This is a genomic window from Lysinibacillus sp. AR18-8, from assembly GCF_001705465.1.
Lineage (GTDB): Bacteria > Bacillota > Bacilli > Bacillales_A > Planococcaceae > Lysinibacillus > Lysinibacillus capsici.
Genome location: NZ_MDGU01000019.1, coordinates 84,820 through 97,311, shown reverse-complemented (window position 1 = coordinate 97,311; position 12,492 = coordinate 84,820). Strand labels below are relative to the sequence as shown.

10 protein-coding genes are annotated in these 12,492 nt (G+C 38.1%); all 10 read left to right on the top strand.

Annotation, left to right across the window (positions count from 1 at the left end; translation table 11 throughout):
- The first annotated feature begins 3 nt into the window (after window positions 1-3).
- The 10 genes from BFM98_RS15485 (at window position 4) to plsX (ending at window position 12,491) form a co-directional block, all read left to right on the top strand.
- On the top strand, window positions 4-1,653 hold the full coding sequence (locus BFM98_RS15485; protein ID WP_048391660.1) for a DAK2 domain-containing protein: 1,650 nt from the start codon (window positions 4-6) through the stop codon (window positions 1,651-1,653).
- A 351-nt stretch (window positions 1,654-2,004) separates the two neighbouring features.
- The gene (gene sdaAB, locus BFM98_RS15480; RefSeq protein ID WP_004269429.1) at window positions 2,005-2,667 is read left to right on the top strand and encodes an L-serine ammonia-lyase, iron-sulfur-dependent subunit beta; all 663 of its coding nucleotides are present in this window, start codon (window positions 2,005-2,007) and stop codon (window positions 2,665-2,667) included.
- Between the two features lie 14 nt (window positions 2,668-2,681).
- Entirely contained in the window at window positions 2,682-3,590 is a 909-nt protein-coding gene (sdaAA, locus tag BFM98_RS15475; protein WP_004269428.1) for an L-serine ammonia-lyase, iron-sulfur-dependent, subunit alpha, read from the top strand.
- A 175-nt stretch (window positions 3,591-3,765) separates the two neighbouring features.
- Window positions 3,766-4,611, top strand: a complete 846-nt coding sequence (locus BFM98_RS15470) for a LysR family transcriptional regulator (protein WP_254660046.1) — start codon at window positions 3,766-3,768, stop codon at window positions 4,609-4,611.
- Window positions 4,612-4,907: 296 nt separating this feature from the next.
- On the top strand, window positions 4,908-6,311 hold the full coding sequence (locus BFM98_RS15460) for a YfcC family protein (RefSeq protein WP_066037824.1): 1,404 nt from the start codon (window positions 4,908-4,910) through the stop codon (window positions 6,309-6,311).
- Window positions 6,312-6,323: 12 nt separating this feature from the next.
- Window positions 6,324-7,475 carry a M20 metallopeptidase family protein gene (locus BFM98_RS15455; RefSeq protein ID WP_054550501.1) on the top strand — a complete coding sequence of 384 codons (1,152 nt, stop codon included), beginning with the start codon at window positions 6,324-6,326 and terminating at the stop codon, window positions 7,473-7,475.
- 33 nt (window positions 7,476-7,508) lie between these two features.
- Window positions 7,509-8,612, top strand: a complete 1,104-nt coding sequence (locus BFM98_RS15450; protein ID WP_083225383.1) for a mandelate racemase/muconate lactonizing enzyme family protein — start codon at window positions 7,509-7,511, stop codon at window positions 8,610-8,612.
- 133 nt (window positions 8,613-8,745) lie between these two features.
- The gene (recG, locus tag BFM98_RS15445) at window positions 8,746-10,791 is read left to right on the top strand and encodes an ATP-dependent DNA helicase RecG (protein WP_054550503.1); all 2,046 of its coding nucleotides are present in this window, start codon (window positions 8,746-8,748) and stop codon (window positions 10,789-10,791) included.
- A gap of 132 nt (window positions 10,792-10,923) precedes the next feature.
- On the top strand, window positions 10,924-11,496 hold the full coding sequence (gene fapR / locus BFM98_RS15440) for a transcription factor FapR (RefSeq protein ID WP_004269421.1): 573 nt from the start codon (window positions 10,924-10,926) through the stop codon (window positions 11,494-11,496).
- 2 nt (window positions 11,497-11,498) lie between these two features.
- The gene (gene plsX / locus BFM98_RS15435) at window positions 11,499-12,491 is read left to right on the top strand and encodes a phosphate acyltransferase PlsX (RefSeq protein ID WP_048391651.1); all 993 of its coding nucleotides are present in this window, start codon (window positions 11,499-11,501) and stop codon (window positions 12,489-12,491) included.
- Window position 12,492: the final 1 nt, after the last annotated feature.

The following is a 12,492-nucleotide window of genomic DNA, read 5'->3' as shown; positions in this document are numbered from 1 at the left end:
CGAATGCAGTCTTTAGACGGTATAAAGTTTGCTGAAATGGTACAAATGGGGGCGCATCACCTATACCAAAATGCAAATTATGTAGATTCATTAAATGTTTTCCCCGTTCCAGATGGTGATACAGGTACAAATATGAACTTATCGATGACATCTGGTGCAAAGGAAACAGAGCATGCTGCTTCAGAGCATATTGGTAAAACAGCACAGGCATTATCAAAAGGCTTGTTAATGGGAGCGCGTGGGAATTCAGGCGTTATTCTATCTCAGTTATTCCGTGGTTTTGGGAAGTTTATTGAGAAGGAGTCAACAATTGATGCAAAGGGCTTTGCTGGAGCATTCCAAGCGGGTGTTGATACGGCATATAAAGCTGTTATGAAGCCAGTAGAAGGAACAATTTTAACGGTAGCACGTGAAGCTGCGAAAAAAGGTGTAGAAGTAGCAGAAACTGAAAACGATATCATTGCCGTAATGGAAGCTTTTACAGCAGAGGCAAAGGCATCGTTGGATCGTACACCTGACCTACTGCCTGTTTTAAAAGAAGTTGGTGTGGTAGATAGTGGTGGTCAAGGCTTACTATTTGTGTATGAAGGATTTTTAGCTTCCTTAAAGGGGGAGGCTCTTCCGGAGAAAAATGATGCGACGCTAGATGATTTAATCAATGCAGAACATCATAGAGCCCAAGATTTCATGAACACTGCTGATATTGAATTTGGTTACTGTACAGAAATAATGGTACGCTTAGAAGAAGGAAAAGAACCTTTTAATGAAGAACAATTCCGTAATGAATTAAACCCTTTAGGTGATTCTTTACTTGTTATTTCAGATGAGGAAATTGCGAAGGTTCATATCCATTCCGAGCAACCAGGTTCTGTTCTATCAATTGGCCAAAAATACGGTAGTCTTATAAAAATTAAAGTTGATAATATGCGTGAGCAGCATTCAGCAATCGTTGGCGAGGAACATAAAGCCCCTACGCCTGCTAAAAAAGTAGAAAAACATCCATATGCTATTGTAACGATTGCTATGGGTGAAGGTGTGGCAGAATTATTGCGCTCTATCGGTGCTTCCTATGTCATTGAAGGCGGTCAAACAATGAATCCTTCAACTGAAGATATCGTGAAGGCTGTACAAGAAATCGGTGCAGAGAAAGTATTAATCTTACCGAATAATAAAAATATAGTGATGGCAGCGGAGCAAGCGGTTGAACTATTAGAAATTGATGCAGCAGTAGTTCCTACGAAGACGATTCCTCAAGGAATGGCAGCGATTTTAGCGTTTAACCCAGAGGCAGCTGTTGATGTAAATAAAAAAACAATGTCAGAAGCATTTACAAATGTGAAGACAGGTCAAGTTACCTATGCAGTGCGTGATACATCTATTGATGGTGTTGAAATTCACAAAGATGATTTTATGGCATTGGCAGAAGGAAAAATTGTCCTTTCTACACCAGCACTAAAGGATGCAGCTGAAAAAGTAATTAAGGATTTAGTCAATGAAGATGCTGAGATTGTTACAGTCATTTATGGTGAAGATACAACTGAACAAGCTGCCTCTGAGTTGGTAGCTTTCATAGAAGAGAACTATCCGGATGTAGAAGTTGAATTATTTGATGGTAAACAAGGGTTATATCCATATATTATTTCAGTAGAATAATTACATGCTACTTTGCTATTCCGTAAAGAAAGCAGTGCACAAAACGTGTACTGCTTTTGTTTATGCTACAAAGAGAATGTTGGATTAAATTTATTAAAAACGTACTAAATATGAATCATTCAATGTACGTACCCACAGGATATAAAATTTGGAAATATTGGAATGTCGCCGCTTTCGTAGTTGTGTATATATGGTACGGACAATAAATAAGCATAAATATTTACTATAAATTATAGTAGTGGTAATTTTCTGAAAGTTGATAAATTAAATGCTTTACTTTTATAGTAACTATCAAGCATGATATAAATAAAAATAAATATTATTATACGGATAGAATAGAGGGGTGTTTGTATGAAGTTTACTTCAGTATTTGATATTATTGGACCAGTCATGATTGGGCCTTCCTCCTCTCATACGGCAGGAGCAGCTCGCATCGGGCGTGTTGCAAGGGATTTATTTGGTAGACAACCTAAATGGGCAAAAATTCATTTATATGGATCATTTGCAGAAACGTATAGAGGGCATGGTACAGATGTTGCGATTGTAGGAGGCTTATTAAATTACGATACATTTGATGATCGTATTAAAACGGCATTTGAAGATGCCAAAAAAGCAGGATTAGAATACGAATTCATTCCTGAAACAGCTAATACCGAGCATCCAAATACGGCTCGACTTGTCATTGGAGACGATGAAGGGGAAATGTCAGTAGTCGGTATTTCAATTGGTGGCGGAAAAATTGAAGTCAGTGAAGTCAATGGCTTTAAGTTACGTTTAACTGGTGGTATGCCAGCAATTCTTGTTGTTCATGACGATCGTGCTGGCTGTATTGCCAATGTAGCCAATTGCTTGGCGATGCATGAAGTCAACATTGGGCATATGGAGGTATCACGTATCGAACGTGGTTTAACTGCTTTGATGGTGATTGAAGTTGATCAAAACATTGAGGATAAGGTGCTACAGCAAATATCTTTAATTCCATATATTACAAAGGTCTCAAAAATTAATAACTAAGGAGGTGTCCCGTGATGGACGTTTTATTTCATAATGTTCGTGAACTTGTTGAACGAGCAGAGAAAGAAGATAAATTAATATCAGAAATTATGATTGAACAAGAAATATTGATAACTGGTAGAACGCGTGAAGAAATCATCCAGCAAATGGATCGAAATTTAACAGTGATGGAAGAAGCAATTGAACGTGGATTACAAGGTGTGCAATCAGTAACAGGTTTAACTGGTGGGGATGCCGTATTACTTCAAAATTATATTGCACAAGGAAAGTCACTTTCAGGTGATTTATTATTAGATGCAGTAAGTAAAGCGGTTGCAACTAATGAAGTAAATGCTGCAATGGGAACAATCTGTGCAACACCAACAGCAGGTTCAGCAGGTGTAGTGCCAGGAACACTGTTTGCAGTAAAAAACAAACTAAATCCAACTCGTGAGCAAATGATTCGTTATTTATTTACGTCAGGAGCATTTGGATTTGTGGTAGCCAATAACGCTTCCATTTCTGGGGCTGCTGGTGGTTGTCAGGCAGAGGTTGGTTCAGCTGCAGGTATGGCTGCAGCTGCTATTGTCGAAATGGCTGGAGGTACACCACAGCAATGTTCAGAAGCGTTTGCCATTACATTAAAAAACATGCTAGGTCTTGTTTGTGATCCAGTGGCAGGCTTGGTTGAAGTGCCTTGTGTCAAACGTAATGCAATGGGTGCATCTAACTCCCTAGTAGCGGCGGATATGGCACTTGCTGGTGTAACAAGTCGTATTCCGTGTGATGAAGTAATTGGTGCTATGTATCGCATTGGACAATCTATGAGTCCTAATCTTAAAGAGACGGCACGAGGCGGTCTAGCAGCAACACCAACAGGGAAGGCGATCAGTAAAGCCATCCTTGAAAATGGTGGCTTACAAAGCATTAAAGCACTTCAATAAATATAAGAAACATGCTATCTAAATAGGTAGCATGTTTTTATGTTGGTTGATAACTTACTGGAAAGAAAAAACCTCTTACGTACATTGTCGATTTAAGTATAATTAAATTTTAATAAGGAAATATATTTATCTTAATTATATAGCAGGGACGTGAATAGAGATGGATTTGCGTAATTTGAAAACATTTCATGTTGTTTCAACTTACCTCAACTTTACAAAAGCGGCTGAAATTCTTAATTATAGCCAGCCTACAATTAGCCAACAGATTAAAGCGTTAGAGGAAGAGTTAGGGCATATCTTAATTAATCGAATGGGTAAGAAAATGTTTCTTTCTCAAGTAGGAAAAATAGTAAAGGAACATACAGATCAATTATTTGGGATTATTGAGGAAATGGAACAGGATTTGAAGAATTTCGAAAAGCCATTTGGTCATTTGACAATCGCTGCACCAGAGTTTTATTGCGGCTATTATTTATCACATATTATCGGTTCGTTTTTAAAACAGTACCCTCAGGTAAACCTAAAACTTCTTTGTGCCAATAGTAAAGAAACAGCCAAACTTGTGAGTTCAAACCAAGCAGATATAGGTTTTGTAGCTGGATCCCCTAGTTACGCTGGTGTAGAGGGGATTTTATTGGAGGAAGAGGATTTAGTATTGGTTGGAAATCCGCTTATTATAAAGGATCGCACTGTGCAGGAAATATTTGATGATTATCCCTTTATAACCTATGGAATGGATGACTGTATTGTCAGTTGCCTGCAAGAAATTAAGTGTAAGCCACAAACAATAGTGGAATTTGGAAGCGAGGAAGCAATTAAGAGAGCAGTAATGGAACAAGTGGGTCTAGCCTTGTTGAGTGATATTATTATTCAAAAAGAGGTAACAAAAGGGAGTCTTCAAGTTCTGTACCGATTCCCTAAAAAGTTACCTACTTATTTAATTTTTCCTCAAAATGCTAAAACATTTAGTAATGTAAGTACATTTATTGATTTAGTTAAAGACACATGGAAAACAATTTAATTGGTTTGTATATCGAAAAGAATGAAAAGAATGTTGCTGCCTGGTGAAATCGCAGGGATGTAACGTTCTTTTTATTTGTAATTTTTTTGATGTATCCCGATGAATTTATATGTAAATTTATCAATAGTAACTATTCAAAATAGTAATTTTTTATTTATTTTTTTATCAATTACAATGAATAAGACGGAAATTTCAAAAAAAGGGGATGGCTTTTTATGTTGGAGAGATATGTTACGTATTGATAGTGGACATAAAAATTTGTTTTTATTCAATGATTCAATTAAGGAGGATGGCGGATGAGTAAATTTATAGCTAATAAAGAAATAGAGCAACAAAAAGGAATTAATGTTTATGTGTTAATCTTTTGCCTTATTGTTATATCATCTATTTTAACGTATTTTATTCCAGCTGGTTCATTTCAACGGGAAGAAGTTAATGGACGTCAAGTGATTCAACCTGGGACATTTAGTTTTACAGATATGAACCCCATTGGATTTTTGGATATTTTTAGCAGTGTACATTCAGGCATGATGCAAGGAGCAAGTATTATTTTCTTCGTATTGATTGTAGGAGGTACCTTTGGAATACTATCAGCCACAGGGGCATTAGAATCCTTTATCGCCATGCTATCTGTAAAAATGGCAAAACGCGAAATGTTAATAATACCAGTATTAATGTTGTTTTTCGCCTGTGCTGGGTCATTAATGGGGATGTCTGATGAAACGATTGTATATGTAGGGATTCTTGCACCGCTTGCTGTTGCCCTAGGGTTTGATGCAATTACAGGTTTTGCAATTGTTATTCTTGGTGCATCTGTCGGATTTTCGGCAGCTGTTATGAATCCGTTTACAGTAGGAATAGCGCAAGAGATTGCGGGCTTGCCATTATTTTCAGGAATTGCTTTTCGAATTGTCATTTTTATTGTCTTATACACAGTAGCAACAATATATGTTTATCGCTATGCAAGAAAAGTGAAAAATAATCCTAAACTCGGCTTTTATGGAAATTTTCGCAATGATGAGGGTGATTTCGTACAGGGGAATTCGAAAATGGAAATAAGACATAAGCTTGTTATGGCTACATTTCTTTTGAATTTTATCGTATTGATGTACGGGGTTGTAAAACTAGGTTGGTACATTACTGAAATAGCTGGTTTATTTTTATTGTTTGGTATTTTAATGGGGCTTATTGGCAAATTATCACCTTCGCATATTGCTAATTCATTTATGAAGGGCGCAGGTGATTTAGTTGGTGGCGCTCTTATCATTGGGTTAGCTCAGTCTATTTTAGTGATTTTCAATAACTCAGGATTAATTGATACAATTCTCTTTTACACATCTGCATTGCTTGATTCAGTTCCACCTGCACTAAATGCTGTAGGGATGTTTATCTTCCAGTTATTTTTAAATTTTTTAGTACCATCAGGAAGTGGACAGGCTGCCTTAACGATGCCAATTATGGCACCTTTATCAGATATGATCGGTGTTACAAGACAAACAGCCGTACTTGCCTATCAATTTGGCGATGGTATGTCGAATATTATATTCCCAACAGTAGGTTTTTTAATGGCGGGATTATCAATTGCGGGTATTCCTTGGGGTAAATGGATAAAGTGGATTTTTCCGTTTATGCTTATTCAAGTAACAGTTGCGGTAATATCGCTCATTATTGCACAAGTCATACAATACGGACCTTTCTAAAGGAGTTTAACAATGGAAATAATGAATATAAAAAAATTAGCAGAAAAGGCAATAGAGGATCGCCGTCATCTGCACCAATACCCAGAGCTTTCTGGTGAAGAATACGAAACAAGTGAGTTTATTCGCAAAAGACTAGAGGAGTTAGATATAGAAATTCTAGATTATGAACCTCCAGGTGTAGTGGCGTTTATAAAAGGGACAAAGGGAACAAAAACTATTGCATTACGTGCCGATATAGATGCCTTACCTATAAAAGAAGAGGGAGACAAACCGTACATTTCAGACAGGCAAGGTGTTGCTCATATGTGTGGCCATGATGGTCATACAGCGATTTTATTAGCAGTTGCAACATGGATAAGCTTAAATAGAGAGAAAATCGAGCCGAATATCAAGCTTATATTTCAATCAGCAGAGGAAATCACGCCAAGTGGCGCTGATTTATTAATTCAAAAAGGTGTGTTGGAAGATATAGATGCTATTTTTGGCATTCACTTATGGCAAGGTTTAGAGAAAGGGAAGATAGGTTTAACACATGGACCGATGATGGCTTCTATTGATGATTTTGAAATTATAATTCAAGGGTATGGTGGTCATGGTTCGATGCCACATGAAACAATTGATCCTATTTATATAGCTAGCCATTTAATGCAAGCTTTTCAAAGTATCATAAGTAGAAATGTCAATCCTATCGATGCGGGTGTCATTACAGTTGGTAATATACAAGCGGGAACCACTTATAATATTATTCCTGATACGGCAAAATTAACTGGAACGATCAGAGCATTGACACCGAACACTGTAAAAATCATTAAAACGAAAATGGTAAGTTTAACAGAAGGGATTTGCCGAGCATTTGGAGCAGAAGGAAAAATCGATTTTATTTTAGGAACACCTCCGCTCGTCAATGATCCAACACAATCACGATTTATTGAATCGATTGTACGGGAACAATTCGGAGATACCGCATTTAAGGTAGTCGAACCAGTCATGGGTGGAGAAGATTTTTCTTATTATTTACAACATAAGCCTGGAGCATTTGTTTTTGTAGGTATGGGTGGTGAAAAAAGCCAATATCCACATCATCATCCACGATTTGATCTAGATGAAGATGTTTTCCCTGATGCGATTCAACTATTTATAAATATTATCTTGCAACATAAATAATCAGACTATTTATACGAAAAGGAGTTTTACATCGTGATAAAAAAGATTGAAGTGTTTGCAGCACGTTTACAATTAAAGGAACCCTTCGTTATTTCTTATGTTCATTTAGATGATATGCCAACTATTCTTACCAGAATCGAGACGGATGAGGGTGTAGTTGGCTGGGGCGAAGCTGTGCCTGATCAAAATGTGACGGGTGAAACTTGGGAGAGCACGTATCACGTTATTAAACATGAACTAGCGCCATTACTGATTGATGAAGATCCATTTGCAGTAGACCGTATCCATAAAAAGTTTAATGAAAAAATTGATGGAGTCCCTTCAGCAAAAGCCGCATTGGACATTGCACTCTACGATTTGATGGGGAAAATGACTGGTCAACCAGTTTATCAATTAATTGGTGGAAAAGCACATGAGGAATTACAGGTGCCAAGAGTGATTAGCATTAAGAGTCCTGAGGAAATGGCTAAAGATGCAAGTGAATTTGTAAAATCGGGTTTCCGTAATATTAAAATTAAGGTTGGTACAAATGCTGATTTAGATATTGCTCGTATTCGTGCTGTAAGAGAAGCAATAGGTGAGGAGGTGCAACTGCGAGTAGATGCCAATCAAGGTTGGAATAGAATGGAGACACTAAAAGTAATAAGAGAAACTACAGCTTGTCATGTAGACTGGTACGAGCAACCTGTAAAAGCACATGATTTAAGAGCGTTAAAAGAAATCAGAGCCCTTTCACCTTGTAGTATTATGGTAGACGAAGGTGTTCATAATATTTATGATTTAGTCGATGTCATAGAAATGCGTGCTGCCGATATGCTAAATATAAAATTAATGAAATCAGGTGGAATCTATCCAGCTTTAGCGCTTGCAAGTCTTGCGGAGGCTGCAGAGATGCCTTGCCAAGTTGGCTCTATGGTTGAATCAGCAATCGGAACAATGGCTGGGGCACACCTAGCCATCAGTAAGTCGATTATCCATACAAACGAGATGGTCGGACCATTAATGTTTGTAAAAGATGTGGCAAATGTTACATACTATAAAGACATCCTGCAGTTAAGTGATAAAGCTGGATTAGGAATAGAAGTTGATGAGCAATATGTGAAAGAAATTACATGTTTCTCCTGTGAAATTAAATAATCAAAAGTTTAACCCTATCAATCATTGGTAGGGTTTTTGCTTATGTGTAGGGTTAGGGAAATAATTTATGGTACATTAGATAGAGAGAGTATAACACTACATAAACAATCAATGAAGGGAGTTGTGGGATAAGATGACTGAATTATATGGACCCGTCAATGAATTAAAAGGCGTCGGGAAAGAAACAGCAGCCCATCTTGAATCACTAGGAATCAATACAATAGCTGATTTATTATGGACGTTCCCACATCGACATGAAGATTTTCGTTTAAAAGATTTAGCGCAAACACCACATAACGAACGGGTTACAGTTGAGTGTAAGGTGGAGCGGGAGCCTACGATTTTATTTTTAGGTCGTAATAAGTCAAGACTCCAAGTAACTGTTTTAGCAGGAAGACATTTAGTGAAAGTCGTATTTTTCAATCAGGGCTATTTAAAGCAAAAGCTTGTACCTGGTTCCATTATTACGGTGACTGGTAAATGGGATCGAGGTAGACAAGTAATCAATGGCACTTCAGTTACATTTGGTCCTAAAACAGATCAAGTTGACTTTGAGCCTGTCTATAGTCTGAAAGGCTTGATCCCCCAAAAAAGATTTCGAAAATATATGCGACAAGTGTTAGACGATTGTGGAGAAGTACTGCCAGAGACCATTCCATATTATTTACAAGAGTCGTATAAGCTTGTTTCAATAAGAGAGGGCTTGGAGGGTATTCATTTTCCACTGGATGCTGGGCATGCTAAACAAGCAAGGAGACGCTTTGCCTATGAGGAGCTATTAAACTTCCAATTGCGTATTCAAGCTTTACGGAAAATAAGGAAGGATAGTGAACACGGTACAGTTATTCAATTTAATGTGCATAAGTTACGAGATTTTATCGCTTCCTTACCCTATGAATTAACGAATGCTCAAAAACGCGTGGTGAATGAAATTTGTAAGGATTTGAAGGAGCCGCATCGAATGAATCGCTTGCTACAAGGGGATGTAGGTTCGGGTAAAACCGTTGTAGCAGCAATAGGGCTATATGCAGCCGTAACAGCAGGTTTTCAAGGAGCCTTAATGGCACCAACTGAAATATTAGCAGAACAGCACTTAGAGAATTTGAAAGAATGGTTCCAACCATTTGGTGTTCGTGTTGCACTCTTATCCGGGTCCACTAAAACAAAAGAGCGACGTGTGATATTAGCTGATTTGGCAAATGGAGATCTTGATATTGTTATTGGTACACATGCTCTAATCCAGCCAGATGTTATTTTTCATAAACTTGGCTTTGTCATCACGGATGAACAGCACCGCTTTGGTGTGGAGCAACGACGTATTTTGCGTGATAAAGGGGAGAATCCCGATGTGCTTTTTATGACAGCTACCCCGATACCACGAACACTAGCTATTACAGCATTTGGGGAAATGGACGTATCGATGATTGATGAAATGCCAGCAGGGCGTAAGCAGATTGAAACGCATTGGATGAAGAAAGAACAATTCGGCTCTGTTTTATCTAAGCTAGAATTAGAGTTAGCTGCTGGAAGACAAGCCTATGCGATTTGTCCGCTTATCGAGGAATCCGATAAGCTTGATGTTCAGAATGCTGTGGAAATTTATGAGCAGCTAGCGACTTATTTTAAAGATCGTTATCATGTCGGTTTAATGCATGGGCGTTTATCAGCTGATGAAAAAGATGCGGTTATGCGTGCTTTTAGTGAAGGGACTATTCAAGTTTTAGTTTCTACAACCGTTGTAGAGGTAGGTGTAAATGTACCAAATGCTACCTTTATGCTTGTCTATGATGCTGAACGCTTTGGCCTAGCGCAGTTGCATCAGCTTCGAGGTCGTGTTGGTCGTGGTGAGCACCAATCATACTGTATTTTACTTGCAGATCCTAAGTCTGATGAGGGGAAAGAACGTATGCAATCGATGACAGAAACAAATGATGGTTTCCGTTTAGCTGAAAAAGATCTTGAATTAAGGGGACCAGGAGACTTTTTTGGTAGAAAGCAAAGTGGTTTACCTGATTTTAAAGTAGCTGATTTAGTACATGATTATCGTATATTGGAGACCGCTAGAAAAGATGCCTCAGAGATGCTTGAAACAAAAGAGTTTTGGCAGGATGACGACTATCAATACTTGCGTAAAATGCTAGAAGATACTGGTGTTTTACAAGGAGAGCGCTTCGATTAATCTGAGAAGCTTGTTAGCACAGAAAGAATGTAAGTACTTGATTTCAAAACAAGTCTTGCATTCTTTTTTTATACTCTATATACTGATATTAGTACCAAGTGCTAATAACAACTCAAAAGGTGGCGAATGAAGTTGAGACGAACGAAAAAAGAGCGACAGCGACTACTATCTGAAACGATAGCTGAAAATCCATTCGTCACAGATGAACAGCTAGCAACACAGTTTCAGGTAAGTGTCCAAACAATTCGTTTAGACCGTATGGAATTATCAATACCAGAATTACGCGAGCGAATTAAAGATGTTGCTTCAAAAAACTATGAAAATGAAGTAAAATCTCTCCCGATTGATGAGGTCATTGGGGAGATAGTAGATATTGAATTAGATCATCGAGCACTCTCGATTTTTGATGTACAAGAAGAGCATGTTTTTCAGCGTAATGGCATCGCACGTGGGCATCATTTGTTTGCGCAAGCAAATTCATTAGCGGTTGCAGTAATTGATGACGAACTAGCATTAACCGTACATTCCAATATTACGTTTGTGAAACCTGTACGAGCTGGAAATCGTGTTATTACAAAAGCGATTGTTATCGGACGAGATGAACAAACACACCGAACAAAAGTTGAGGTAACATCTACCGTTAATGGTGAAACCGTTTTTGTTGGTGAGTTTGATATGTACCGCACGAAAGGTAAAGGTGAGTAACAATGAAATTAGCGCTTGATGGAATGGGTGGAGACAATGCACCAAAGTCAGTTGTTGAAGGTGCACTTTTAGCATTAGAGCAAATTCCAAACTTAGAAATTCAACTATATGGTCATCAAGATAAGCTGGAACCATTTTTAAAACAACATGATCGATTAAAGGTTATACATTGTGAGGAAGCAGTAGAAGGAACTGATGATCCTGCCCGTGCTGTTCGTAGAAAAAAGGATTCTTCCATGGCACGTATGATGGATGCAGTAGAGGAGGGTAAAGCAGATGCTTGCCTTTCTGCAGGGAACACAGGGGCCCTGATGGCGGGTGGCCTATTTAAAGTAGGTCGCATTGAGGGAATAGCTAGACCAGCATTAGCTACAACGCTACCAACATTAGACGGTAAAGGGTTTTTAATGCTTGATTTAGGGGCAAATGCAGATGCTCGCCCAGAGCATTTAGTGCAATATGCCATTATGGGTGATATTTATGCTAAAAAGGTTGGAGGTTTGCAAAAACCACGAATTGGCTTATTAAATATCGGTACCGAGGATAAAAAAGGGAATGAATTAACAAAAGCTGCCTTCGAATTATTGAAGGAAGCAGATTTGAATTTTATTGGAAATGTAGAAGCACGTGATTTACTTGAAGGAGTAGCTGATGTTGTTGTAACAGATGGCTTTACAGGAAATATGGTGTTGAAGTCTATTGAAGGGACAGCAGGTGCTTTATTTTCTATGTTAAAAGAGGCCTTTATGTCTTCAACGAAAACGAAAATTTCAGCAGCGCTCATGAAAAATAATTTACGTGACTTGAAAAATAAAATGGACTATACAGAGTATGGTGGCGCAGGATTGTTTGGCTTACAAGCACCTGTTATTAAGGCACATGGATCATCAAATGCGAAAGCGATTTTCAGTGCCATTCGACAAGCCAATACGATGGTGGAGCATACGGTTATTTCGACGATTACGGAGACAGTACGCCACATAGAAATTGATTAAG

Bases quoted from the DNA above. Each gene is read 5' to 3' on its own strand.
- BFM98_RS15485 (WP_048391660.1), top strand. From the start codon at position 4: ATGCAGTCTTTAGACGGTATAAAGTTTGCTGAAATGGTACAAATGGGG.
- sdaAB (WP_004269429.1), top strand. From the start codon at position 2,005: ATGAAGTTTACTTCAGTATTTGATATTATTGGACCAGTCATGATTGGG.
- sdaAA (WP_004269428.1), top strand. From the start codon at position 2,682: ATGGACGTTTTATTTCATAATGTTCGTGAACTTGTTGAACGAGCAGAG.
- BFM98_RS15460 (WP_066037824.1), top strand. From the start codon at position 4,908: ATGAGTAAATTTATAGCTAATAAAGAAATAGAGCAACAAAAAGGAATT.
- BFM98_RS15455 (WP_054550501.1), top strand. From the start codon at position 6,324: ATGGAAATAATGAATATAAAAAAATTAGCAGAAAAGGCAATAGAGGAT.
- recG (WP_054550503.1), top strand. From the start codon at position 8,746: ATGACTGAATTATATGGACCCGTCAATGAATTAAAAGGCGTCGGGAAA.
- plsX (WP_048391651.1), top strand. From the start codon at position 11,499: ATGAAATTAGCGCTTGATGGAATGGGTGGAGACAATGCACCAAAGTCA.